The sequence below is a fragment of the Streptomyces sp. NPDC042346 genome (assembly GCF_055581845.1).
On record NZ_JBVJEH010000001.1, the window covers coordinates 573,410 to 596,680 of the forward strand.

A 23,271-nucleotide genomic window follows, 5' to 3' on the forward strand; every position below is an offset into this window, starting at 1 on the left:
TCTCCGACGGGTGACCGCCCGCTCGGATACTGACCTCGGTACCTGATACGGCCGGGGCAGACACCAAGGAGAAACACCATGCCGCGTCCCGCGAAGGGTGCCCGCCTCGGCGGTTCCGCCGCTCACGAGCGTCTGCTGCTCGCCAACCTGGCGAAGTCCCTCTTCGAGCACGGCCGCATCACGACGACCGAGGCCAAGGCCCGTCGCCTGCGTCCCGTCGCCGAGCGCCTGATCAGCAAGGCGAAGAAGGGCGACATCCACAACCGTCGCCTGGTGCTGCAGACGATCACCGACAAGGGCATCGTCCACACCCTCTTCACCGAGATCGCCCCGCGTTACTCGGAGCGTCCGGGTGGTTACACCCGTATCACCAAGATCGGCAACCGTCGTGGCGACAACGCCCCGATGGCCGTGATCGAGCTGGTCGAGGGCGAGATCGCCAAGAAGGCGACCGTCGCCGAGGCCGAGGCCGCCACCGTGCGCGCCGTCAAGGAGGCCGACGCGGCCGCCGAGGCTCCGGCCGAGGAGTCGAAGGACGCGTAAGCGTTCCGACGAGTTTCTCGTGTGCGGGCCCGTACCCCCCTGGGGGTGCGGGCCCGTTCCCGTGTGTTTGATGGTTCGAGAGGATGGTTCCGCGTGAGCGATGACGTGCAGGACGGGTTCGTACGGGTACGCCTTGACCTGTCGTACGACGGCAAGGAGTTCTCCGGCTGGGCCAAGCAGCCCCAGGGCCGGCGCACCGTGCAGGGCGACATCGAGGCCGCGCTGCGGACCGTGACGCGGTCCACGGAGACGTACGAGCTGACCGTCGCCGGCCGGACCGACTCCGGGGTCCACGCGCGCGGTCAGGTCGCCCACGTCGACCTGCCCGTCGAGCTCTGGGAGGAGCACCGGGACAAGCTGCTCAGGCGGCTCGCGGGGCGGCTCTCCCACGACGTACGGGTGTGGAAGGTGGAAGAGGCTCCCGCCGGCTTCAACGCCCGGTTCTCGGCGATCTGGCGCCGCTACGCCTACCGCGTCACCGACAACCCCGGGGGCGTCGACCCGCTCCTGCGCGGGCACGTCCTGTGGCACGACTGGGCCCTCGACATGGACGCCATGAACGAGGCCGCGACCGCGCTCGTCGGCGAGCACGACTTCGCCGCGTACTGCAAGAAGCGCGAAGGGGCCACGACCATCCGCACCCTCCAGGTGCTGCGGTGGGAGCGGCGGGCCGACGGCATCCTCGAAGCGACCGTGAAGGCGGACGCCTTCTGCCACAACATGGTCCGCTCGCTCGTCGGCGCCATGCTCTTCGTCGGCGACGGACACCGGCCGGTCGACTGGCCCGGCAAGGTGCTCGCCGCCGGCGTGCGGGACTCGGCCGTCCACGTCGTACGGCCGCACGGCCTCACCCTCGAAGAGGTCGGCTACCCGGAGGACGCGCTCCTCGCCGCGCGCAGCAAGGAGGCCCGCAACAAGCGGTCACTCCCCGGGAGCGTTGGCTGCTGCTGAGGCCTGCGCGCGACCGCGGGCGTAGATCTGGTTGAACGCGAAGGTGCCGAGGTCGTCGCTGGCCTGGAAGACCGGCTTGTCGGCCTTGGTGACCTTCTTGCCGTTGGTGAAGCCCGCCTGCGTGAAGTAGGCGTAGCGGCCGGCCGAGTTCGCGCGGCGCAGGCAGACCGTGTCGTGACAGAACTCACGCACACCCGCGCCCGCGAGCGGCGAGATGCCGCCGGTGGCCTGGCCCTTCGCCTTCAGCGCCGCCGCCTCGGACGGGAAGACGGCCACGCCGACGGTGATCGCCACGCCGTCCTTCACGTAGGTGGCGCGCAGGAGCTTCTGGCAGCCGTTCTTCTTGAGGACGGCACCGAGACCGCCCTGCGTGACGGACGCGCAGTTCGTGGTGGCGGAGGTCGCGCCCTTCTTGTACGGGCGGCCGTTCATGCTCATCTTCTTGCCCGGGAACAGGCCGTCCGCGGTGAGCGGCGCCTTGTCCTTCTTCGGGTCCGAGATGTAGTCCTTCGGGTTCGGCGGGGGCGGCGGCGCCACCGAGGAGAACGTCGGCTCGGGCGTGGGGGAGCCGGTGGCGGAGACCGTGGGGGTGACGACCCCGCCGTTCTTCGACTCGTCGTTCGTCTTGTTCGTGGACACGACGGCCGTGGCGACGATCGCGCCCACGGCGAGGGTCGCCAGCGCCCCGCCGCCGATCAGCAGCCAGCGCTTGCGGCGGCCACGGCTCGCCGAGGCGTCGGCGAGGGCACCCCAGTCGGGCGTCGGCCCGCCGCCCTGCGCCCCCGGGAAGGGGTCCGGCTGCTGCTGCCCCTGGCCCGGCTGCCCGCCGAACGGCTGCTGCCCGCCGTAGCCGGGCTGCTGCCCGTACCCCGGCTGCTGCCCTCCGTGGCCGGCCTGCTGCCCGTACCCCGGCTGCGGTCCGTGGCCCGGCTGTCCCTGCCCCTGCTGCTGCGGCTCCTGCGGCCACTGCGGTCCCCCAAAGCTCATGCCGCGCATCCTAATCCGGTTGGGCGAAGGGGACGCGTGCGGTGACAATGCACCCCATGGGACATGTCGAGGCCGCACATCTTGAGTACTACCTTCCGGACGGGCGGGTCCTGCTCGGGGACGTCTCCTTCCGCGTCGGGGAGGGCGCCGTCGTCGCCCTCGTCGGAGCCAACGGCGCCGGCAAGACCACACTGCTCCGGCTGATCTCCGGGGAGCTCCAGCCGCACGGAGGCTCGGTCACCGTCAGCGGCGGCCTGGGCGTCATGCCGCAGTTCATCGGCTCTGTACGGGACGCGTCCACCGTCCGTGACCTGCTGGTCTCGGTGGCGCAGCCGCGGATCCGGGAGGCCGCGAAGGCGGTCGACGAGGCCGAGCACCTGATCATGACGGTCGACGACGAGGCCGCGCAGATGAAGTACGCGCAGGCCCTCAGCGACTGGGCCGAGGTGCAGGGGTACGAGGCCGAGACGGCCTGGGACATCTGCACCATGGCGGCGCTCGGCATGCCGTACGAGAAGGCGCAGTTCCGGGAGGTGCGGACGCTCTCCGGCGGTGAGCAGAAGCGCCTGGTCCTGGAATCGCTGCTGCGCGGCCCCGACGAGGTGCTGCTCCTCGACGAGCCGGACAACTACCTCGACGTGCCCGGCAAGCGGTGGCTGGAGGAGCGGCTGCGGGAGACCCGCAAGACCGTGCTCTTCATCTCCCACGACCGGGAGCTGCTCTCCCGGGGAGCCCAGAAGATCGTCGCGGTCGAGCCCGGCCCGGCCGGCTCGGACGTGTGGGTGCACGGCGGCGGCTTCGACACCTTCCACGAGGCGCGGCGCGAGCGGTTCGCGCGCTTCGAGGAGCTGAAGCGGCGCTGGGAGGAGAAGCACGCCCAGCTGAAGAAGCTGGTCGTCAACCTGCGGCAGGCGGCGTCGGTCTCCCACGACATGGCCTCGCGGTACGCGGCGGCGCAGACCCGGCTGCGGAAGTTCGAGGAGGCGGGTCCGCCGCCGGAGCCGCCGCGCGAGCAGGACATCAAGATGCGGCTGCGCGGCGGGCGCACCGGGGTGCGGGCCGTGACCGTGGAGAACCTCGAGCTGACCGGTCTCATGAAGCCGTTCTCGCTGGAGATCTTCTACGGGGAGCGGGTCGGCGTCCTCGGGTCGAACGGCTCCGGGAAGTCGCACTTCCTGCGGCTGCTCGCGGGGGACCCCACGGTCGCCCACACGGGCGACTGGAAGCTGGGCGCGCGGGTCGTGCCCGGGCACTTCGCGCAGACCCACGCGCACCCGGAGCTGGCCGGGCGGCCGCTCGTCGACATCCTGTGGACGGAGCACGCCAAGGACCGGGGCGGCGCGATGTCGATGCTGCGGCGGTACGAGCTGGAGCGGCAGGGCGACCAGTCGTTCGACAAGCTGTCCGGCGGGCAGCAGGCGCGGTTCCAGATCCTGCTGATGGAGCTGGCGGGCACGACGGCGCTGCTCCTCGACGAGCCGACGGACAACCTGGACCTGGAGTCGGCCGAGGCGCTCCAGGACGGCCTGGAGTCGTACGACGGGACGGTCCTTGCGGTCACCCACGACCGCTGGTTCGCGAAGAGCTTCGACCGGTTCCTGGTGTTCGGGTCCGACGGAGTCGTACGGGAGACGACGGAGCCGGTCTGGGACGAGCGACGGGTCGAGCGGGCGCGGTGACCCGGGTCGGTCGGCGGGCGCCTGGGGCACGCGTCGACGGACGGAGTCCGGCGCAGCCGGGCGAAGCCGGGGAGGCCCCCTGGGGCCTCCCCGTGCGAGGGCGGCGTAGAGGAGTGGTCCTGGTGTCTCGCGGCGTTTTGACCCGTCCGGGGTGGCGCGGGTACTGTTGCGGTTTGTTATGCGTATGGGATTTGTCGTTCTCACACGACGGGCCCTTACGCAGGTTCCCTGGAGCAGTTACCAGTGGCTCGCATACGGGCAGCGTCCCGGCAGTGCAGGCCCCAGCTGCATGATCGCTTCAGGTGTGTCTGGACTCCATCCACTGAAGAAGCGAAGGCTACGAAGTGCGTACGTACAGCCCCAAGCCCGGCGATGTCACTCGCCAGTGGCACATCATTGACGCGCAGGACATCGTCCTGGGCCGTCTGGCGACCACGGCTGCGAACCTCCTCCGAGGCAAGCACAAGCCGATCTACGCCCCGCACATGGACATGGGCGACTTCGTCATCATCATCAACGCTGACAAGGTCCACCTGTCCGGCAACAAGAAGACCCAGAAGCTGGCGTACCGCCACTCCGGCTTCCCGGGTGGTCTCCGCTCCGTCCGTTACGACGAGCTGCTGGAGAAGAACCCCGAGAAGGCCGTCGAGAAGGCCATCAAGGGCATGATCCCCAAGAACACCCTGGGCCGTCAGATGCTCTCGAAGCTGAAGGTCTACGCGGGCCCGAACCACCCGCACGCTGCGCAGCAGCCGGTTGCGTTCGAGATCACCCAGGTCGCGCAGTAGTTCCGGCCACACCCCCTAAGAACGAAAGAAATCTGAGGAGCATCGTGGCCGAGACCACCCCCGAGACCCCCGTCGACGAGTTCGAGGGCGTTGAGGAGTACACCACCGAGACCGAGCTCGTCGAGGGTGAGTACACCTCCGAGTCGCTCGCGTCCCGCTTCGGCGACCCGCAGCCGGCCGCCGGCCTGGGCCGTCGCAAGAACGCCATTGCCCGCGTCCGGATCGTTCCGGGCACCGGCAAGTGGAAGATCAACGGTCGCACCCTTGAGGACTACTTCCCCAACAAGGTGCACCAGCAGGAAGTCAACGAGCCCTTCAAGGTGCTCGAGCTCGACAACCGCTACGACGTCATCGCCCGCATCGCGGGTGGCGGTGTCTCCGGCCAGGCCGGCGCCCTGCGCCTCGGTGTGGCCCGTGCGCTGAACGAGGCGGACGTCGAGAACAACCGCCCGGCGCTGAAGAAGGCCGGCTTCCTCTCCCGCGACGACCGTGCGGTCGAGCGCAAGAAGGCCGGTCTCAAGAAGGCCCGTAAGGCCCCGCAGTACAGCAAGCGTTAATCACGCCTGCTCGGACTGTTTTCGTACGCCCCGGCGGCACTGCCCGTGCCGTCGGGGCGTACGTTTTTTCATAACCATTTCCACCTTTTCCACCTTGACGTTCATCTTTCATCGGCTTGGGCACGTATTTTCGGAGGACAGCTGTGGGACGACTCTTCGGCACGGACGGCGTGCGCGGCGTCGCCAACGCGGACCTGACGGCGGAGCTGGCGCTCGGTCTCTCGGTCGCGGCGGCACACGTACTGGCCGAAGCGGGCACCTTCGAGGGCCACCGGCCGACCGCCGTGGTCGGACGGGACCCGCGCGCGTCGGGAGAGTTCCTGGAAGCGGCCGTCGTGGCGGGTCTCGCCAGCGCCGGTGTCGACGTGCTGCGCGTCGGCGTCCTCCCCACCCCCGCCGTGGCCCACCTCACCGGCGTCCTCGGCGCCGACCTCGGCGTGATGCTCTCCGCCAGCCACAACGCGATGCCCGACAACGGCATCAAGTTCTTCGCCCGCGGCGGCCACAAGCTCGCCGACGACCTCGAGGACCGCATCGAGTCCGTCTACGAGGAGCACCGCACCGGCGCTCCCTGGGCGCGTCCGACCGGTGCCGGCGTCGGCCGGGTCCGCGACTACGACGAGGGCTTCGAGACGTACGTCTCCCACCTCCTCACCGTCCTCCCCAACCGTCTCGACGGCCTCAAGGTCGTCCTCGACGAGGCCCACGGCGCCGCCTCCCACGTCTCGCCCGAGGCGTTCACCCGGGCCGGCGCCCAGGTCGTCACCATCGGCGCCGAGCCGGACGGCCTCAACATCAACGACGGCTGCGGCTCCACCCACCTGGGTCTGCTCCGCGCCGCCGTCGTCGAGCACGGCGCCGACCTCGGCATCGCGCACGACGGCGACGCCGACCGCTGCCTCGCCGTGGACGCCGCGGGCAACGAGGTCGACGGCGACCAGATCCTCGCCGTGCTCTCCCTCGCCATGCGCGAGGCCGGGACGCTGCGCGGCGACACCGTCGTCGCGACCGTCATGTCCAACCTGGGCTTCAAGCTCGCCATGGAGCGCGAGGGCCTGAACCTCGTCCAGACCGCGGTCGGCGACCGCTACGTCCTGGAGTCCATGAAGGAGAACGGCTACGCGCTCGGCGGCGAGCAGTCCGGGCACGTCATCGTGCTCGACCACGCCACCACCGGCGACGGCACCCTCACCGGCCTGATGCTCGCCGCCCGGATCGCCGCCACCGGCAAGTCCCTCGCGGAGCTCGCCGGCGTGATGGAGCGCCTCCCGCAGATCCTCATCAACGTCCCGGACGTCGACAAGTCCCGTGTGAAGACCTCCGGCGACCTCGCCGCCGCGGTCACCGCCGCCGAGACGGAGCTCGGCGCCACCGGCCGTGTCCTGCTGCGCCCCTCCGGCACCGAGCCGCTGGTCCGCGTCATGGTCGAGGCCGCCGACATCGAGCAGGCCCGCGCGGTCGCGCAGCGCCTGGCGGACGTCGTGAAGTCCGCGCTGGGCTAGGCTTTCTGAAGCACCGTCATGCAGCGGGGGAGGCCCCGTCGCACCCGGAGTCCGGGCGCGACGGGGCCTCCTTGTCGTTCCGGACGCCCCAGGCCCTCAGGCGGTCTTCGGCTTGCGCCGCCAGCGGCCGCGCTGGGTGCGCCACAGCAGCTTCTGCCCGTACAGCGTCAGCACTCCGGCCAGCACGATGCCGGAGAGGTTGAGCAGCAGCTGCTCGACCGAGCCCCACATCTGGCCCACCTCGCCGTAGCTGAGCGCCACCGCCGCGTTCGCGCCCGCCGGGACGGTCGTCACCGAGATCGCCACGCCCACCAGGGCGCCCGACTTGGAGGACGTGAGCGAGAGCATGCCGGCCACGCCCGCGAGCAGCGCCACGACGAAGGAGAACGGGTCCGGCTTCCAGATGAAGCTGGTCTGCGGGCGGCCCGCGTCCAGCTGCTCCTTGCTGAACAGGTCGAGCGCGTCCATCCCCAGGCTGAAGACCGTGGTGGCCGCGATCGCCACCGCGAAGCCGACGAGCAGCGCGATCAGCGAACGGACGGCGAGCTTCGGGGCCCGCTGCACCACCGCCGTACAGATCCCGGCGAGCGGGCCGAACTCCGGGCCGACGGCCATGGCGCCCACGATCAGGATCGAGTTGTCCAGGACGACACCGCAGGCCGCGATCATGGTCGCCAGGATCATGAACGCGCTGTACGTGATCGAGAGCGTCGACTCCTCGTGGGTCGCCCCCGTCAGCTGCTCCCAGATCACCGCGTCCGCGGGCTCGCCGGGTGCCTCCTTCTCGGCCGCGTCGGCGCGCGTGGAGAGGGAGAGGTCGATGTCCTCGACCGCGATCGAACCGTCCTGATCGATCCTCAGCTCGCGCAGGCCGTTGAGGAGTTCATGGCCGGCCTCGCGGGCCACGTCGCACAGGACGACGTCACCGACCGGGTCCCGGGCCGCGCCCGGCAGCACCACCAGATGCGCGGTGCCGACCGTCGACTCGATCATTTCGACGGCGGCCCGGGTGCGGTCGGACGGGACGATCAACCGGAGATGCAGCATGCCGTGAGCTTACGGAGGTCAGAGCTTCCGGAGGCTCAGCCGCTGCACCTTGTGGTCGGGGCCCTTGCGGACGACGAGGGTGGCGCGGCCGCGGGTCGGGGCCACGTTCTCCAGCAGGTTGACCTTGTTGATGGTCCGCCACATCGTGCGGGCGTAGTCGAGCGCCTCGTCCTCGGAGACCTGCGTGTACCGCTGGAAGTACGAGGACGGGTTCTGGAACGCGGTGTCGCGCAGCTTGCGGAAGCGGTTGAGGTACCAGCGCTCGATGTCCTCCGGCCGCGCGTCCACGTACACCGAGAAGTCGAAGTAGTCGGCGAGACCGACGCGGGTGCGGCCGTCCAGGCCGGGCAGGGCCGGCTGGAGGACGTTCAGCCCCTCCACGATGAGGATGTCGGGGCGGCGGACGACGAGCCGCTCGCCGGGCACGCGGTCGTAGATCAGGTGCGAGTAGACCGGGGCCGTGACCTCCTCCTTGCCCGCCTTGATGTCCGCGACGAACCGGGTCAGCGCCCGGCGGTCGTACGACTCGGGGAAGCCCTTGCGGGCCATGAGGCCGCGCGCCTTCAGCTCCTCCATCGGATAGAGGAAGGCGTCCGTGGTCACCAGCTCCACGCGCGGGTGCTCCGGCCAGCGGGCGAGGAGGGCCTGGAGCAGTCGGGAGACCGTCGACTTGCCGACGGCGACCGAACCGGCGACCCCTATGACGAACGGGGTGCCGCGCTGCTCCGCGCTCTCGCCCAGGAAGGTGTTGAGGGCGCCGCGCAGGCCGCTGGTGGCCTGCACGTAGAGGTTGAGCAGCCGGGAGAGCGGGAGGTAGACGTCCCGGACCTCGTCGAGGTCGATGACGTCCCCGAGGCCGCGGAGCCGCTCGACCTCGTCGGCGGTGAGGGGCAGCGGCGTCTTGTCGCGGAGGTCGCTCCACTCGGCGCGGGTGAGGTCGACGTACGGGGTCGCCTCGGAGGGCCGGCGGTGGCCGGTGCCGCTCCGGGGGGTGCCGGTGCCGTTCCCGGGGCTTGCGGTGCCGCTCCGGGGGGTGCCGGAGCCGTTCCCGGGGCTTGCGGTGCTGTTTCCCGGGCTTCCGGTGCTGGTCCCGTTCCCGGGGCTGCCGGTCCCGTTGCCGGGGCCTCCGGTCCCGGCGCCGTCGCGGGGACCTTCTCCGTTGGAGCTTCGTGGCGGCGAAGTGATCACGCTGCCATTGTCGTGGGTCGGCGGCGTCCGTGGGCCGTGGGGTCGGTCACGCGACAAAAGCCTCCGTCCGGCCGCGGCCCCGGGGCGATCATGCCGGGGTGCCGCGTGCCCCGGATCTCACGCGGGGCAGGGTCCGGCCGGCTGCCGACGCGCTGCCGCCGAACTCCGCAGACTCCGGCCTTCCGGCCGCCTTCCGTCCTACGCTTCCGACATGTGCGGAATCGTGGGATACGCCGGCGGGCAGTCGGCGCTTGATGTGGTGGTCGCGGGCCTCAAGCGGCTCGAATACCGGGGCTACGACTCGGCCGGTGTCGCGGTGCTCTCCGACGGGGGACTCGCCGCGGCCAAGAAGGCGGGCAAGCTCGTCAACCTGGAGAAGGAGCTCGTGGACCGGCCGCTGGCCGGCGGCTCCGTGGGCATCGGGCACACCCGGTGGGCCACCCACGGCGGGCCGACCGACCTCAACGCGCACCCGCACCTGGACAACGCCGGGCGCGTCGCCGTCGTCCACAACGGCATCATCGAGAACTTCGCCGCCCTCCGCGAAGAGCTGACCGAGCGCGGCCACGACCTGCTCTCCGAGACCGACACCGAGGTCGTCGCCCACCTCCTCGCCGAGGAGTTCTCCTCCGCAGGGGACCTGGCCGAGGCCATGCGGCTCGTCTGCCGCCGCCTCGACGGGGCCTTCACCCTCGTCGCCGTCCACGCCGACCAGCCCGACGTGGTCGTCGGCGCCCGCCGGAACTCCCCGCTCGTCGTCGGCGTCGGCGAGGGCGAGAACTTCCTCGCCTCCGACGTGTCCGCCTTCATCGCCCACACCCGCTCGGCGATCGAACTCGGCCAGGACCAGGTCGTCGAGCTCACCCGGGACGGCGTCACCGTCACCGACTTCGACGGGGTGCCCGCCGACGTACGGGCCTACCACGTCGACTGGGACGCCTCCGCCGCCGAGAAGGGCGGCTACGACTACTTCATGCTCAAGGAGATCGCCGAGCAGCCCAAGGCCGTCTCCGACACCCTCCTCGGGCGGATCGACGGGGCCGGCCGGCTCACCCTCGACGAGGTACGCATCCCCGACGCCGTGCTCCGCGAGGCCGACAAGGTCGTCATCATCGCCTGTGGCACCGCCTTCCACGCCGGCCTCATCGCCAAGTACGCCATCGAGCACTGGACCCGCATCCCCTGCGAGGTCGAGCTCGCCAGCGAGTTCCGCTACCGGGACCCGATCCTCGGCCAGAAGACCCTGGTCATCGCGATCTCCCAGTCCGGCGAGACCATGGACACCCTCATGGCGCTCCGGCACGCCCGCGAGCAGGGCGCCAAGGTCCTCGCCGTCTGCAACACGAACGGTTCGACGATTCCGCGTGAGTCCGACGCCGTGCTCTACACCCACGCCGGGCCCGAGGTCGCCGTCGCCTCGACCAAGGCGTTCCTGACGCAGCTCGTCGCCTGCTACCTGCTCGCGCTCTACCTCGGGCAGGTGCGCGGCACCAAGTGGGGCGACGAGATCCACGCCGTGGTGCGTGAGCTCGCCCGCATCGGCGACGAGGTCGAGCGGGTCCTGGAGACGATGGAGCCGGTCCGGGCCCTCGCCCGCTCCCTCGCCCACAAGAACACCGTCCTCTTCCTCGGCCGGCACGTCGGCTACCCGGTGGCCCTGGAGGGCGCGCTGAAGCTCAAGGAGCTCGCGTACATGCACGCCGAGGGCTTCGCCGCCGGAGAGCTCAAGCACGGCCCGATCGCGCTCATCGAGGAGGACCTGCCGGTCGTCGTCGTGGTGCCCTCGCCCAAGGGCCGCTCCGTCCTCCACGACAAGATCGTCTCCAACATCCAGGAGATCCGGGCCCGCGGTGCGCGGACCATCGTGATCGCCGAGGAGGGTGACGAGGCCGTCGTCCCGTACGCCGACCACCTCATCCGGATCCCGGCGACGCCTACGCTGCTCCAGCCGCTGGTCTCCACGGTGCCGCTCCAGGTCTTCGCCTGCGAGCTCGCCACCGCGCGGGGCAACGAGGTCGACCAGCCGCGCAACCTGGCCAAGTCCGTGACCGTGGAGTGAGTGGGAAATGATCATTGGGGTGGGGATCGACGTGGCGGAGATCGACCGGTTCGCCGCGTCGATCGAGCGCACACCGGGGCTGCTCCAGCGCCTCTTCGTCGAACGCGAGCTGCTGCTCCCGAGCGGCGAACGGCGCGGGCCGGCCTCGCTCGCGGTGCGGTTCGCCGCGAAGGAGGCGCTGGCGAAGGCGCTCGGCGCGCCGGGCGGGCTGCACTGGACGGACGCCGAGGTGTACGTCGAGGGGACCGGGCAGCCGCGGCTCCGGGTGCGGGGGACGGTGGCGGCGCGGGCGGCGGAGCTGGGCGTGAAGCACTGGCACGTCTCGCTGAGCCACGACGCGGGGGTGGCCTCGGCCGTGGTGATCGCCGAGGGGTGAGTCCGGTGCGAGGACCGGGGCCCGACCGCTGCTTCGGCGGTCGGGCCCCGGTCGTCTGCGCGCGGCTGCCAGGGCCGGCGGCGGGTTGTGTGTGCCGCGCGCGTCTCAGGGGGGGTCGTCCTGTTCGGTCGCCGTCGTACGGCGGCGTCGGTGGGCCAGGACGAGGGCCGCGGCGCCCAGGGCGGCGAGGCTCGTCGCCGCGAGGGTGACGGGGAGGACGCGGCTGCCGGTGGTGGCGAGACTTCCGTTGTCGCCGCCCGTGGGGGCGGTGGGGGCTATGGGGGTGGTGGAGGCGGTGGCGGTCATGACGTCGGTGGTGCCCGTGGGTGTGGACGGGGGAGTGGGCGGCGGTGGGGGTGTGGTTGGCGTCGCTGTCGCCGTCGGCGTCGGCGCTGTGGAGTCCGAGGGCGTGGGCGTGGGCTCGGGGGTGGTCGCGGTCGGTGTCGGGTCCGTCGGGGTCGGTTTCGGGGTCGGTCCCGTCGGGTCCGTCGGCGTCGGTTCTGGGGTCGTGGGCTCCGGGGGCGTCGGTTCCGGGGTCGGCTCCGGGGGTGTCTTCCGTACCGTCTGGGTGACCGCTCCGCCCGCCACCGTGTAGAGCGTGTGCTCCTCCGTGTCCAGGGCGAGCGCCGAGGGCCGTTCGCCCGTCGGGATCGTCTCCGTCACCTCACCCTTCGCCGGGTCGACGACCGCCACGGACGAGGCGCCGGTCCGTGCCGCGTACAGGATCGCGGTCCCCGGGTCGTACGCGAGGGCCTTCGGGTTGCCGTCGACGGCGACCGTGCCGGTGACCTTCCGCTCCTCCAGGTCGACGACCGAGACCGTACCGGCGGCGAGGTTGGCCACGTATCCCGTGCGGCCCACCGGGTCGACCGTGACGCCCATGCTGCCGAGGGCGGTCGTGCCGAGGCTGACGGTGCCCGTGAGGCGGCCGGTGGCGCCGTCGACGGCGTTGAGGACGTTGCGGTAGACGACGGAGCCGTTCTCGACGGCGCCGCCGACGTAGGTCGCGTACCCCGTGTGGTGGGTGGTGTCGACGGCGAGTCCGGCCGGGTGGAAGGGGAGGACGACGGGGTCGCCGACGGGCGTGCCGGTGGCCGTGTCGTACACCGTCACCGATTTGGCGGCCTGGTTGCCGACGTACAGCCGTCCCTGCCCCGGGTCGGCGGCGAGGTGGGTGACGCTGCCGTCGAGGGTGATGCGGTGGTCGGTGAGGGTGCGGCCCGCGGTGTCGTAGACGGCGATACGGGTCGACAGGCCGAGGTAGAGGGTGCCGGCGGCGCCGAGGGCCATCACCGTGGCCGGGGCCGGGAGTTCGACGGGGTCGCCGACGGGCGCGCCGGTGGAGGTGTCGTAGGCCGTGAGGCGGTGGGCCGTGCCGTCGCTGCTGCTGACGTAGAGGCGGTCGGCGGCCGGGTCGACCTCGGCGTCGAGGGCGCTGCCGGAGGGCGGGGTGAGGGTGCGGAGGGTCTCGTGGAGGTTCTCGGGGAGGGGTGGCGGCGGCGTTGCCGCCGTGCTCGCGAGGACGAGCACGGCGGCGGCCGTCAGGAGGGCGGTTCTCACTGGAAGGTCACCGGCACGTAGACGTCGTACTTCCGGTCGGAGCTGTCGAAGTGGTCCGCGCGGGTGACGATCGCGCAGGTCACGCCCCCCTGGCCACAGGTGACGGCGTCGGAGAGCCTGGCCTTGACGTGGATCTGGACGGAGAAGGAGCCGAGGCCGCCGGACTCGGTGAACGGGGAGGAGTTGGACGGGGACATCCAGTACCAGTCGCTGTTCACCCAGTGGGAGGCGCCGGTGGTGCCGGTCTCGTCCTGGCCGCCGAGGCAGGGGGTGGGCTTGCTGTTCCAGGTGGCCGGGTCGGAGGTGTTCACCCCCGCGGGTATCGCGCAGAGCCCCACGTAGACGCCCTGGTCGGGGTTGTAGCCGGAGCCGGTGACGGTGACGTTCGCGCCGGCGGCGGAGGCGGTGTTCGGGGCGGTCAGGGAGAGGTTGTAGCTGCGGGTGCCGTCGGTGACGGTGCGGCCGGCGGTGGCCGCGGAGGCGGCGGAGGCGAGGCCGACGGTGAGGGCGGCGGCGGAGGCGAGGGTGAGGGCGGTGCGGGCGAGGGTGCGGGTGCTGGTGCGCATGGCGGAGCGGCCTTTCCAGGCGATGGCTAGTTAGGTAAGGCAAACCTAAGTTGATCGATGAGGGGGCGTCAACCCTCGCTTTCGGGCGGGCGCTTGGGCCCCTCGGCGCTCCGGGCGGAGGCCCGAGGACTGCGGCAGACTGCTGGACATGCGTACCGCTCACCGCGTGGAGACCGTCCGGGCCGCCGAGGCCGCACTCATGGCCCGCCTCCCGGAAGGCGCCCTCATGCAGCGGGCCGCCGCCGGACTCGCCGCCGCCTGCCGCGGCCTGCTGCCGCGGGTGTACGGGGCGAGGGTCGTGCTGCTCGTCGGCAGCGGCGACAACGGCGGCGACGCGCTGTACGCCGGGGCCCGGCTCGCCCGGCGCGGGGCCGGCGTCACCGCCGTACTCCTCGGGGACCGGGCCCACGAGGGCGGGCTCGCGGCGCTCCGGGGCGCCGGCGGGCGGATCACCGACGACCCCTTCGAGGCGCTGGCCGTCGCCGACCTCGTCCTCGACGGCATCACCGGCATCGGCGGGCGGGGCGGGCTCCGGGCCGACGCCGTCCCCGTCGCCCGGGCCGCGCGCGGCTCCGACGCGGTCGTCGTCGCCGTCGACCTGCCGAGCGGCGTCGACGCCGACACGGGCGAGGTGGCCGGGGAGGCGCTGCGGGCCGACGCGACGGTGACCTTCGGGACGTACAAGCCGGGGCTGCTCGTCGACCCGGCGCGGGAGTACGCGGGGGCGCTGCGGCTCGTCGACATCGGCCTCGGGCCCTTCCTCCCCGGAGTGCCGGAGATGGAGGCCCTCCAGCACGAGGACGTCGCACGGCTGCTGCCCGTGCCGGGCGCCGAGAGCGACAAGTACCGGCGCGGGGTCCTCGGCGTCGTCGCCGGCTCCCCCCGCTACCCCGGCGCGGCGGTCCTCGCGGTGGCGGGGGCGCTGCGGGGCGGGGCCGGGGCCGTCCGGTACGTCGGGCCCGCGGGGGACGCGGTGCTCGCGCGGCACCCGGAGACGCTGGTGCACTCCGGGCGGCCGGAGATGGCCGGGCGGGTACAGGCCTGGGTCGTCGGACCCGGGCTCGGCGAGGGGCCCGGGCCCGGCGTCGCGGTCGCCGAGGTCCTCGCCTCCGACGTGCCGGTGCTCGTCGACGCGGACGGCCTGCGGGGGCTGGACCCGGCGGTCGTACGGGCCCGCCCGGCGCCGACTCTGCTCACCCCGCACGCGGGGGAGGCGGCGGCGCTGCTGGGCGTGGCCCGGGAGGAGGTGGAGGCGGGACGACTCGCGGCGGTACGGGAGCTGGCGGGGCGCTTCGGGGCGACGGTGCTGCTCAAGGGGTCGACGACGCTGGTGTGCGGGCCGGAGGGCGGGCCGGTACGGGTGAACCCGACGGGGACGCCGTGGCTGGCGACGGCGGGGAGCGGCGACGTCCTGTCCGGGCTGGCGGGGTCGCTGCTGGCGGCGGGTCTTTCGGTGGTGGACGCGGCGTCGGCCGCGGCGTATCTGCACGGGTTGGCGGCGCGGCGGGCGTCTGCCGCGCGGGGCTCGGCGGGGCCGGTGCCGGCGGTGGCGGCGGGGCCGGTGACGGCCGGCGAGGTGGCGGAGTCCCTGCGGGGGGCGTGGGGGGACGTGACGGCGTAGGGGGTGGGGGGCCGGATTCCCCCACCCCGCCCCTTCCCGAAACCCTGCCGGGGGCTGGTGGGGGCGAGGGGATGGGGGGCCCGTGGGCTGCGCCCCGGGTTCCCCTTCGGGGCTGCGCCCCGGGCCCCCCTTCGGGGCTGCGCCCCGGGTTCCCCTTCGGGGCTGCGCCCCGGGTTCCCCTTCGGGGCTGCGCCCCGGGTTCCCCTTCGGGGCTGCGCCCCGGGCCCCCCTTCGGGGCTGCGCCCCGGGCCCCCCTTCGGGGCTGCGCCACCGGGTGGGCGGCCCTCCTTGCCGTGTCGCTGGTCGCCGGGCTTGGCGTGACCCGCCTGGCCGTGCACTACGTGGCCACCGGTGTGGTCTCCCGTGGTGACGCGTCCCGCCGCCGCATCCGTACCGTGGCCCTTCTCCTCCGTACCCGGGCCGTCCTCGCCGCGATCGTCCTGTACCTCTCCTTCGGGCAGTAGCGGCTCGTCCGCGCCCACTCGGGCGAACCCGTTGCCCCACCCGCGCGACCCGGCGCGCTCCGAGCGGCCGGCGGGGATTGGGTGGGTCGGGTGATCATCCGGAGAAGTCGTACCGCGCCGCTGTTGTTCGTCCTCGCCGCCGTCCTCGCCCTCGGGCCCACCGCCGCCGTCGCCGACACGCCCGAGCCGCTCGTGCCCGGGGTGCCCGGTGGCGGGCGGGCCGAGTACCCGATGGACACGCCCGATCAGGTGCTGCCTCCGTTGCAGCCCCAGGGCGGCGTGCCCGTGCCCGAGCCCGAGGAGGGGGTGGACGAGCTGGTCGAGTACCTGCCGCGGAGTGTCGTCGGGGCCGCCTGCACCGCCACCGCCGGGACCTACCAGCGGCAGGTCGAGCGGTTGCTCGGACTGGCGGTGGACGGGCGGCAGTCCCGTGCCGACTGCAAGGCCGTCAAGGCGTTCCAGGTGAGGGAGAAGATCAAGCCCGCCAACGGGTACGCCGGGCCCGTCACCTGGGCCCGGGCCGAGTTGCTCGCCGCGCGGAAGAACCTGGATCCGGGGCGGCGCTGTCCCGTGAAGAAGTACGCCGTGGCCTGCGTCGATCTCGATCGGCAGCTGATGTGGGTGCGGAAGGGCAAGAAGGTGACCTATCGGGTGGTGAACGTGCGGAGCGGGCGGGCCGGGTACGCGACCCGGACCGGCTGGCACAGCGTCTACTGGCGGCACAAGGACCACTGGTCGTCCATCTACAACACCCCCATGCCGTACTCCCAGTTCTTCAGCGGCGGCCAGGCCTTCCACGCCGTCTACGGGCAGATCGCCACGCCCGGCGGCAGCCGCGGCTGCGTCAATCTCCGCCACGCCGACGCCCGGAAACTCTGGGACGTCCTGCGCAAGGGTGACCGGGTCTACATCTGGGGGAAGCGGCCCGGTAGCTGACACCTGAGAGACTGGGCGCGATGACTGAGACACCTCCGCCCCGCAGAGCCCGCGCCGAGATCGACCTCGGCGCGCTGCGTGCGAACGTCCGCACGCTGCGCGCCCGCGTCGCCCCCCACGTCCGGATCATGGCCGTGGTCAAGGCCGACGCGTACGGACACGGCGCCGTGCGCTGTGCCCGCGCCGCCCTCGAAGCGGGCGCGGACTGGCTCGGTACGGCCACCCCGCACGAGGCGCTCGCCCTGCGCGCCGCCGGGATCACCGACGTCCCCGTCATGTGCTGGCTCTGGACCCCCGGCGACCCCTGGGACCAGGGCATCGAGGCCGGTCTCGACATGTCCGTGAGCGGCATGTGGGCCTTGGAGGAGGTCGTCGAGGCCGCGCGGGCGACCGGGAAGACGGCGCGCATCCAGCTCAAGGCCGACACCGGGCTCGGGCGCAACGGCTGCCAGCCCGCCGACTGGCCCGAGCTCGTCGGGGCGGCGCTGAAGGCCGAGGCCGAGGGGCTCGTGAAGGTCACCGGGCTGTGGTCGCACCTCGCCTGCGCCGACGAGCCCCACCACCCCTCCATCGCCGCGCAGCTCGACGTCTTCCGTTCGATGCTCGCCGACGCGGAGGAGGCGGGCATCAGGCCCGAGGTCCGGCACATCGCGAACTCGCCGGCCACCCTCACCCTGCCCGAGGCCCACTTCGATCTGGTCCGGCCCGGCATCGCCCTGTACGGCGTCTCGCCGAGCCCCGAGCTCGGCACCTCCGCCGACCTGGGGCTCCGGCCCGTCATGTCGCTCAAGGCGAGCGTCGCCCTCGTGAAGCACGTGCCCGCCGGGCACGGGGTGAGTTACGGGCACCACTACGTCACCGGCGAGGAGACCACGCTCGGTCTCGTCCCGCTCGGATACGCCGACGGCGTCCCCCGGCACGCCTCGGGCCGCGGGCCGGTCCTCGTCGGCGACACGGTCCGTACGGTCGCCGGGCGCGTCGCCATGGACCAGTTCGTCGTCGACCTCGGCGGGGACACCCCCGAGCCCGGCACCGAGGCCGTGCTCTTCGGCCCCGGCGACCGGGGCGAGCCGACGGCCGAGGACTGGGCGGTGGCCGCCGGCACCATCGCGTACGAGATCGTCACCCGGATCGGGGCGCGCGTCCCGCGCGTCTACCTGGACGAATAGGGGTTCTTCGTGGGCGAGTCCAGGAGTTGGCGGCGGGCCGGGTTCGTCGGGGCCGCGATAGGCGTCCTCGCCGCGGGCGCCGCCGCCGGAGTCGCCGTCGAGCGGCTCACGGTCGGCCGTTCCGTACGCCAGAAGGCCCGGCTCGCCCTGGACTCCACCGGCCCGTACGGGAGCCTCCGCGGCACCTCGGGCCGGGCGCTCGCCGAGGACGCGACCGTCCTGTACTACGAGGTCGACGAGGTCGACGAGGCGGGTGACTCCGGACCGGGCACGTCCGGCGGGCGCCGGCGGCGGCTCTTCGGGCGCAAGGAGCCCGCCCCCGTCACCGTCGTCTTCAGCCACGGCTACTGCCTCAACCAGGACTCCTGGCACTTCCAGCGGGCCGCCCTCCGCGGTCTCGTCCGTACCGTCCACTGGGACCAGCGCAGCCACGGCCGCTCCGGCCACGGCGTCGCCCAGTCCGGGCCCGACGGGGTGCCCGTCTCCATCGACCAGCTCGGCCGCGACCTCAAGGCCGTCCTCGACGTCGCCGCGCCCGAGGGCCCGCTCGTCCTGGTCGGGCACTCGATGGGCGGCATGACGGTGATGGCGCTCGCCGAGCAGTACCCGGAGTTCGTCCGCGACCGGGTCGTCGGGGTGGCCTTCGTCGGCACCTCCGCCGGGAACCTGGGCGACGTGTCGTACGGGCTGCCGCTCGCCGGCGTCAACGCCGTCCGGCGGGTCCTGCCCGGGGTGCTGCGGGCGCTCGGCTCCCAGGCGGAGCTCGTCGAGCGCGGGCGCCGGGCGACGGCCGACCTCTTCGCCGGGCTGATCAAGAAGTACTCGTTCGCGTCGAAGGACGTGGACCCGGCGGTCGCCCGCTTCGCGGAGCGGATGATCGAGTCGACCCCGATCGACGTCGTCGCGGAGTTCTACCCGGCCTTCGTCGAGCACGACAAGGCCGCCGCCCTCACCGCCCTCGCGGAGCTGGAGCTGCCGGTGCTCGCGCTCGCCGGCGACAACGACCTCGTCACCCCCAGCTCGCACACCGAGGCCCTCGCCGACCTGCTGCCCGACGCGGAGCTGGTCATCGTCCCCGACGCGGGCCATCTCGTCATGCTGGAACACCCCGAGGCCATCACCGACCGGCTGGCCGACCTGCTCGTGCGCGCCGGTGCCGTCCCGGGGCCGGCGACCGTGGCCGCCGAAGCCGACGCCGGCAAGGGATAGGAGCCCGCGCAGGTCGGGGCTGGTCGGGGCTGGTCAGAGCTGGGGCGACTGGGGGGGTGTTCTTCCTGCCCGGCTTTCCCTGCGGGCGGGTGACCGCCAGCAGGGACATGTCGTCGCCCCGCTCGCCGTTCGCGTGCCGGTGGACATCCGCCACGAGCGAGGCCAGGAGCCTGTCGGGCGAGGTGAGCTCCCCGAGGGTCTGCTCCGGCGCGGGCCGAGGGTCCGGTCCGGTACGGGCTAAGTTGGCGGGTATGGAAGCAGCGCACCCGCCCGTCTCCGGCGCCACCCTCGCCATCGACTCCCCCGAGCAGATGGGGGACCTCGGCCGCCGGCTCGCGAAGATCCTCCGTCCCGGCGACCTCGTCATGCTCACCGGTGAGCTCGGTGCCGGGAAGACCACCCTGACCCGCGGCCTCGGCGAGGGCCTCGGCGTGCGGGGTGCCGTCACCTCGCCGACCTTCGTCATCGCCCGCGTCCACCCGTCCCTGACCGGCGGCCCGGCCCTCGTGCACGTCGACGCGTACCGCCTCGGCGGTGGACTCGACGAGATGGAGGACCTCGACCTGGACGTCTCGCTGCCCGAGTCCGTCGTGGTCGTGGAGTGGGGCGACGGCAAGGTCGAGGAACTGACCGACGACCGGCTGCACGTCCTCATCCACCGCGTGACCGGCGACACCGACGACGACCGGCGCACGGTCGTGCTGCGCGGGATCGGCTCGCGCTGGGCCGGCGAGGACCTCGATCTCGGCTGACGGCGGCCGTTCCGGCGCCGGGCGTACGTCTGATCGTAGGAGCTTCCGACAACGTGTCGGGAAGATATTGCGTGGGTCGTACGTGCCGTGGTGACATGGATGCACGAGCTGGTTAGGTGTACCTAACCTACGGGAGGCATGCATGGCCACGCCACAGCGCGCGGAAGCCGGACACGGCCGGGACCACGTCTCTATGGGTGAGCTGCTGGCGTCCTGTGCCGCGGCGCGTGCCCTGTCCACCCCGCCGCGCCGCCCCGGGCCCGAGCGGAGAGAGGGCGAGGGAGAGGAAGCCGTGCGGCGGGACGAAGCCGCCTAGGGCCTGTCCGGCGGATCAGGGCCGGAAAGGCCCTGGTCGTCAGGCGACGACGACGACCTTCGCGCCGATCGACGCGAACGTCCACAGCGCGTCGCCGTCCGCGCGCTTCATGCGGATGCCGCCCGTCTTCTTCTCCGGGTCCGGCTTCGGCGTCGAGCCGTCCACCGCCGCACTGAAGCCGATAGCCACGTCCTGGGCCGTCGCGAACCGCACCACGTGCTCGATCTTCACCCCGTCCGAGCCGCGCACCGAGCCCGAGCGCGAGGTCACCGTGTAGGCGCCCGTCAGCGGGTCCACCGTGCTCGGCATCACCGTGAACGTCCGGGTGGCCTTGCCCTTGGCGTCCACCAGCCACACCCGGCGGTCGGCGAGCGCGTACACGACCCGCTCGCCGGTGCCCGAGCCCGCCGGGACCGTCAGCGGGTTCTTCACCGGCTGCTTCGGGCCGCCGGTGGGAGAGGTGGAGGGGGCGGCGGTGCCCGGCGCCGTCGGCTTCACCGACAGATCGGCGGGGGCGTTCGCCGAGGCCTGGTACGCGAGGACGCCGACCGCGACGACGGCCGCCGCGGTGAGCCCGGCCACGAATCCCGAGCTGCTCCTTGCCACCGTGCCCACCTCTCGTACGAACGTATCGAAGGGTGACGGTAGCAGCCGGTGCCACCGCGGACCGGGCGCCGTGCCCGGGGTGCCCTCGCCGGGGCGCCGCCCGTCCCCGGAGCCGTAGGCTGTTCGCGTGCTGTTGCTCGCCATGGATACCGCCACCCCCGCCGTCACCGTCGCCCTCCACGACGGCGAGGCCGTCGTCGCCTCGTCGGGTCAGGTCGACGCCCGCCGCCACGGGGAGTTGTTGCTGCCCGCCGTCGACCGGGTCCTCAAGGAGGCCGGGCTCGCGCTCGACGCGGTCACCGGGATCGTCGTCGGCGTCGGCCCCGGGCCGTACACCGGCCTCCGGGTCGGTCTCGTCACCGCCGCGGCCTTCTCCTCCGCGCTCGGCGTGCCCGTGCACGGCCTGTGCACCCTGGACGGCCTCGCGTACGCCTCCGGCATCGACGAGCCCTTCGCCGTCGCGACGGACGCGCGCCGCAAGGAGGTCTACTGGGCGCGGTACGAGGACTCCCGCACCCGGGTGACCGACGCGGCCGTCGACCGGCCCGCCGAGATCGCCGAGCGGCTCGCGGGCCTGCCCGTCGTCGGCGCGGGCGCCCGCCTCTACCCCGAGGCCTTCCCCGACGCCCGCGACCCCGAGCACCAGTCGGCGGCGGCGCTCGCCGCCCTCGCGGCGGAACGGCTCGCGGCCGGCGGCGAAGGCTTCCTCGACCCGCTGCCGATGTACCTGCGCCGGCCCGACGCCCAGGTGCCCAAGAACTACAAGGTGGTCACGCCCCAGTGACCGGCGGCGTGGAGCTGCGCGAGATGCGCTGGTGGGACATCGCGCCGGTGCTCGCCCTGGAGGACGAGCTGTTCCCCGAGGACGCCTGGTCGGCGGGGATGTTCTGGTCGGAGCTCGCGCACGCGCGCGGGCCGCGTGCCACCCGCCGCTACCTCGTCGCGGAGGACCCGGCGGGGCGGCTCGTCGGGTACGCGGGGCTCGCCGCGGCCGGCGGACTCGGCGACGTCCAGACGATCGCCGTCGCCAGCGACCAGTGGGGTACGGGCCTCGGCGCCCGGCTCCTCACCGACCTGCTCCAGCACGCCACCGCCTTCGAGTGCGACGAGGTCCTCCTCGAAGTGCGCGTGGACAACACCCGGGCCCAGAAGCTCTACGAGCGCTTCGGCTTCGAGCCCATCGGTTTCCGGCGCGGCTACTACCAGCCCGGAAACGTGGACGCGCTCGTGATGCGACTGACCGTTCAAGGAACCGAGACCAACTGATGGCTGGACTGACTGATGGCTGCTGACGAACCCCTCGTACTCGGCATCGAGACCTCCTGCGACGAGACCGGCGTCGGCATCGTCCACGGCACCACCCTCCTCGCCGACGCCGTCGCCTCCAGCGTCGACACCCACGCCCGCTTCGGCGGCGTCGTGCCCGAGATCGCCTCCCGCGCCCACCTGGAGGCGATGGTCCCGACGATCGAGCGCGCCCTGAAGACGGCCGGGATCTCCGCGAAGGACCTCGACGGCATCGCCGTCACGGCCGGGCCCGGCCTCGCGGGCGCGCTGCTCGTCGGCGTCTCGGCCGCCAAGGCGTACGCGTACGCCCTCGGCAAGCCGCTGTACGGCGTCAACCACCTCGCCTCGCACATCTGCGTCGACCAGCTGGAGCACGGCAAGCTGCCCGAGCCGACGATGGCCCTGCTGGTCTCGGGCGGGCACTCCTCGCTGCTGCTCTCCGCCGACATCACCTCCGACGTGCGCCCCCTGGGCGCCACCATCGACGACGCGGCCGGCGAGGCCTTCGACAAGATCGCCCGCGTCCTCGACCTCGGCTTCCCCGGCGGACCGGTCATCGACCGGCTCGCCAGGGAGGGCGACCCGAAGGCGATCGCCTTCCCGCGCGGACTGAGCGGCTCCCGGGACCCCGCGTACGACTTCTCCTTCTCCGGCCTCAAGACCGCCGTGGCCCGCTGGATCGAGGCCAAGCGGGCGGCCGGCGAGGACGTGCCCGTACGGGACGTGGCCGCGTCCTTCCAGGAGGCGGTCGTCGACGTGCTCACCCGCAAGGCCGTCCGGGCCTGCAAGGACGAGGGCGTCGACCACCTGATGATCGGCGGCGGCGTCGCCGCCAACTCGCGGCTCCGGGCCCTCGCCGAGGAGCGCTGCGAGCGGGCCGGCATCCGGCTGCGCGTGCCGCGCCCGGGCCTGTGCACCGACAACGGCGCGATGGTCGCCGCGCTCGGCTCCGAGATGGTCGCCCGCAACCGGCCGGCCTCGGACCTGGAGCTGTCGGCGGACTCGTCCCTGCCGGTGACGGACCCGCACGTGCCGGGCCGTGTGCAGGACCACGCGCACGACCACGACCACGTGCACGAGGTCAGCAAGGAGAACCTGTACTCGTGAG

At 72.8% G+C, this 23,271-nt stretch carries 23 protein-coding genes; 17 read left to right on the forward strand and 6 right to left on the reverse strand.

Annotated features, from left to right (window positions below):
* Positions 1–78: 78 nt before the first annotated feature.
* Together rplQ and truA are read left to right on the forward strand one after the other, a co-directional pair.
* Positions 79–543, forward strand: coding sequence for a 50S ribosomal protein L17 (gene rplQ, locus ACZ6K0_RS02870; RefSeq protein WP_024755424.1), 465 nt, complete (start codon positions 79–81; stop codon positions 541–543).
* A 93-nt stretch (positions 544–636) separates the two neighbouring features.
* Positions 637–1,494, forward strand: coding sequence for a tRNA pseudouridine(38-40) synthase TruA (truA, locus tag ACZ6K0_RS02875; protein WP_376412983.1), 858 nt, complete (start codon positions 637–639; stop codon positions 1,492–1,494).
* Here truA and ACZ6K0_RS02880 read toward each other — a convergent pair.
* A complete protein-coding gene (locus tag ACZ6K0_RS02880; protein ID WP_469229420.1) occupies positions 1,465–2,481 on the reverse strand; it encodes a hypothetical protein in 1,017 nt (338 codons plus the stop codon). The genes truA and ACZ6K0_RS02880 overlap by 30 nt on opposite strands.
* A gap of 56 nt (positions 2,482–2,537) precedes the next feature.
* On the opposite strand from ACZ6K0_RS02880, the gene ACZ6K0_RS02885 reads away from it, so the two are divergent.
* The 4 genes from ACZ6K0_RS02885 to glmM all read left to right on the forward strand — a co-directional run bounded on the left by ACZ6K0_RS02885 (position 2,538) and on the right by glmM (position 7,007).
* Complete coding sequence (locus ACZ6K0_RS02885) at positions 2,538–4,160, forward strand: ABC-F family ATP-binding cassette domain-containing protein (protein WP_376412989.1); 1,623 nt, start codon at positions 2,538–2,540, stop codon at positions 4,158–4,160.
* A gap of 344 nt (positions 4,161–4,504) precedes the next feature.
* The gene (gene rplM, locus ACZ6K0_RS02890; protein ID WP_376412992.1) at positions 4,505–4,948 is read left to right on the forward strand and encodes a 50S ribosomal protein L13; all 444 of its coding nucleotides are present in this window, start codon (positions 4,505–4,507) and stop codon (positions 4,946–4,948) included.
* Between the two features lie 44 nt (positions 4,949–4,992).
* The gene (rpsI, locus tag ACZ6K0_RS02895; RefSeq protein WP_015035601.1) at positions 4,993–5,505 is read left to right on the forward strand and encodes a 30S ribosomal protein S9; all 513 of its coding nucleotides are present in this window, start codon (positions 4,993–4,995) and stop codon (positions 5,503–5,505) included.
* Between the two features lie 143 nt (positions 5,506–5,648).
* Entirely contained in the window at positions 5,649–7,007 is a 1,359-nt protein-coding gene (gene glmM, locus ACZ6K0_RS02900) for a phosphoglucosamine mutase (protein WP_376412996.1), read from the forward strand.
* Positions 7,008–7,103: 96 nt separating this feature from the next.
* Here the strand turns inward: glmM and ACZ6K0_RS02905 are convergent, their stop codons facing one another.
* Positions 7,104–8,054 carry a DUF389 domain-containing protein gene (locus ACZ6K0_RS02905; protein WP_376412999.1) on the reverse strand — a complete coding sequence of 317 codons (951 nt, stop codon included), beginning with the start codon at positions 8,052–8,054 and terminating at the stop codon, positions 7,104–7,106.
* Positions 8,055–8,072: 18 nt separating this feature from the next.
* Entirely contained in the window at positions 8,073–9,242 is a 1,170-nt protein-coding gene (gene coaA, locus ACZ6K0_RS02910) for a type I pantothenate kinase (protein WP_469229424.1), read from the reverse strand.
* A 211-nt stretch (positions 9,243–9,453) separates the two neighbouring features.
* Between coaA and glmS the strand changes: the two genes are divergently transcribed.
* Positions 9,454–11,301, forward strand: coding sequence for a glutamine--fructose-6-phosphate transaminase (isomerizing) (gene glmS, locus ACZ6K0_RS02915; RefSeq protein WP_469229426.1), 1,848 nt, complete (start codon positions 9,454–9,456; stop codon positions 11,299–11,301).
* Between the two features lie 7 nt (positions 11,302–11,308).
* Positions 11,309–11,677, forward strand: a complete 369-nt coding sequence (locus ACZ6K0_RS02920) for a holo-ACP synthase (protein ID WP_376413010.1) — start codon at positions 11,309–11,311, stop codon at positions 11,675–11,677.
* 105 nt (positions 11,678–11,782) lie between these two features.
* Here ACZ6K0_RS02920 and ACZ6K0_RS02925 read toward each other — a convergent pair whose 3' ends face one another.
* Positions 11,783–13,237, reverse strand: coding sequence for a hypothetical protein (locus tag ACZ6K0_RS02925; protein ID WP_469229428.1), 1,455 nt, complete (start codon positions 13,235–13,237; stop codon positions 11,783–11,785).
* Positions 13,234–13,803: a hypothetical protein gene (locus ACZ6K0_RS02930; RefSeq protein WP_469229430.1), complete on the reverse strand. Its 570-nt coding sequence runs from the start codon at positions 13,801–13,803 to the stop codon at positions 13,234–13,236. The genes ACZ6K0_RS02925 and ACZ6K0_RS02930 overlap by 4 nt, the downstream gene beginning before the upstream one ends.
* Before the next feature lie 148 nt (positions 13,804–13,951).
* On the opposite strand from ACZ6K0_RS02930, the gene ACZ6K0_RS02935 reads away from it, so the two are divergent.
* The 6 genes from ACZ6K0_RS02935 (at position 13,952) to tsaE (ending at position 19,954) form a co-directional block, all read left to right on the forward strand.
* Complete coding sequence (locus tag ACZ6K0_RS02935) at positions 13,952–15,424, forward strand: NAD(P)H-hydrate dehydratase (RefSeq protein ID WP_469229432.1); 1,473 nt, start codon at positions 13,952–13,954, stop codon at positions 15,422–15,424.
* 293 nt (positions 15,425–15,717) lie between these two features.
* Entirely contained in the window at positions 15,718–15,888 is a 171-nt protein-coding gene (locus ACZ6K0_RS02940) for a hypothetical protein (RefSeq protein ID WP_469229433.1), read from the forward strand.
* 96 nt (positions 15,889–15,984) lie between these two features.
* A complete protein-coding gene (locus tag ACZ6K0_RS02945) occupies positions 15,985–16,824 on the forward strand; it encodes a L,D-transpeptidase family protein (RefSeq protein WP_469229674.1) in 840 nt (279 codons plus the stop codon).
* A 20-nt stretch (positions 16,825–16,844) separates the two neighbouring features.
* Positions 16,845–17,993: an alanine racemase gene (alr, locus tag ACZ6K0_RS02950; RefSeq protein WP_469229435.1), complete on the forward strand. Its 1,149-nt coding sequence runs from the start codon at positions 16,845–16,847 to the stop codon at positions 17,991–17,993.
* 9 nt (positions 17,994–18,002) lie between these two features.
* Complete coding sequence (locus ACZ6K0_RS02955; protein WP_469229436.1) at positions 18,003–19,202, forward strand: alpha/beta fold hydrolase; 1,200 nt, start codon at positions 18,003–18,005, stop codon at positions 19,200–19,202.
* A 251-nt stretch (positions 19,203–19,453) separates the two neighbouring features.
* On the forward strand, positions 19,454–19,954 hold the full coding sequence (gene tsaE / locus ACZ6K0_RS02960) for a tRNA (adenosine(37)-N6)-threonylcarbamoyltransferase complex ATPase subunit type 1 TsaE (RefSeq protein WP_376413027.1): 501 nt from the start codon (positions 19,454–19,456) through the stop codon (positions 19,952–19,954).
* A 355-nt stretch (positions 19,955–20,309) separates the two neighbouring features.
* Here tsaE and ACZ6K0_RS02965 read toward each other — a convergent pair whose 3' ends face one another.
* Complete coding sequence (locus tag ACZ6K0_RS02965) at positions 20,310–20,876, reverse strand: L,D-transpeptidase (protein ID WP_469229437.1); 567 nt, start codon at positions 20,874–20,876, stop codon at positions 20,310–20,312.
* 127 nt (positions 20,877–21,003) lie between these two features.
* Between ACZ6K0_RS02965 and tsaB the strand changes: the two genes are divergently transcribed.
* Genes tsaB through tsaD form a run of 3 tightly spaced genes read left to right on the forward strand, consistent with a single transcriptional unit; the run spans position 21,004 to position 23,270 of the window.
* Positions 21,004–21,660, forward strand: coding sequence for a tRNA (adenosine(37)-N6)-threonylcarbamoyltransferase complex dimerization subunit type 1 TsaB (gene tsaB, locus ACZ6K0_RS02970; RefSeq protein ID WP_376413034.1), 657 nt, complete (start codon positions 21,004–21,006; stop codon positions 21,658–21,660).
* Between the two features lie 23 nt (positions 21,661–21,683).
* Complete coding sequence (rimI, locus tag ACZ6K0_RS02975) at positions 21,684–22,142, forward strand: ribosomal protein S18-alanine N-acetyltransferase (RefSeq protein ID WP_376413049.1); 459 nt, start codon at positions 21,684–21,686, stop codon at positions 22,140–22,142.
* A gap of 15 nt (positions 22,143–22,157) precedes the next feature.
* Entirely contained in the window at positions 22,158–23,270 is a 1,113-nt protein-coding gene (gene tsaD, locus ACZ6K0_RS02980; protein WP_376413037.1) for a tRNA (adenosine(37)-N6)-threonylcarbamoyltransferase complex transferase subunit TsaD, read from the forward strand.
* Position 23,271: the final 1 nt, after the last annotated feature.

Bases quoted from the DNA above. Each gene is read 5' to 3' on its own strand.
- rplQ (WP_024755424.1), top strand. From the start codon at position 79: ATGCCGCGTCCCGCGAAGGGTGCCCGCCTCGGCGGTTCCGCCGCTCAC.
- ACZ6K0_RS02880 (WP_469229420.1), bottom strand. From the start codon at position 2,481: ATGAGCTTTGGGGGACCGCAGTGGCCGCAGGAGCCGCAGCAGCAGGGG.
- ACZ6K0_RS02885 (WP_376412989.1), top strand. From the start codon at position 2,538: ATGGGACATGTCGAGGCCGCACATCTTGAGTACTACCTTCCGGACGGG.
- ACZ6K0_RS02905 (WP_376412999.1), bottom strand. From the start codon at position 8,054: ATGCTGCATCTCCGGTTGATCGTCCCGTCCGACCGCACCCGGGCCGCC.
- glmS (WP_469229426.1), top strand. From the start codon at position 9,454: ATGTGCGGAATCGTGGGATACGCCGGCGGGCAGTCGGCGCTTGATGTG.
- ACZ6K0_RS02920 (WP_376413010.1), top strand. From the start codon at position 11,309: ATGATCATTGGGGTGGGGATCGACGTGGCGGAGATCGACCGGTTCGCC.
- ACZ6K0_RS02930 (WP_469229430.1), bottom strand. From the start codon at position 13,803: ATGCGCACCAGCACCCGCACCCTCGCCCGCACCGCCCTCACCCTCGCC.
- ACZ6K0_RS02935 (WP_469229432.1), top strand. From the start codon at position 13,952: ATGCGTACCGCTCACCGCGTGGAGACCGTCCGGGCCGCCGAGGCCGCA.
- alr (WP_469229435.1), top strand. From the start codon at position 16,845: ATGACTGAGACACCTCCGCCCCGCAGAGCCCGCGCCGAGATCGACCTC.
- tsaE (WP_376413027.1), top strand. From the start codon at position 19,454: ATGGAAGCAGCGCACCCGCCCGTCTCCGGCGCCACCCTCGCCATCGAC.
- rimI (WP_376413049.1), top strand. From the start codon at position 21,684: ATGCGCTGGTGGGACATCGCGCCGGTGCTCGCCCTGGAGGACGAGCTG.
- tsaD (WP_376413037.1), top strand. From the start codon at position 22,158: ATGGCTGCTGACGAACCCCTCGTACTCGGCATCGAGACCTCCTGCGAC.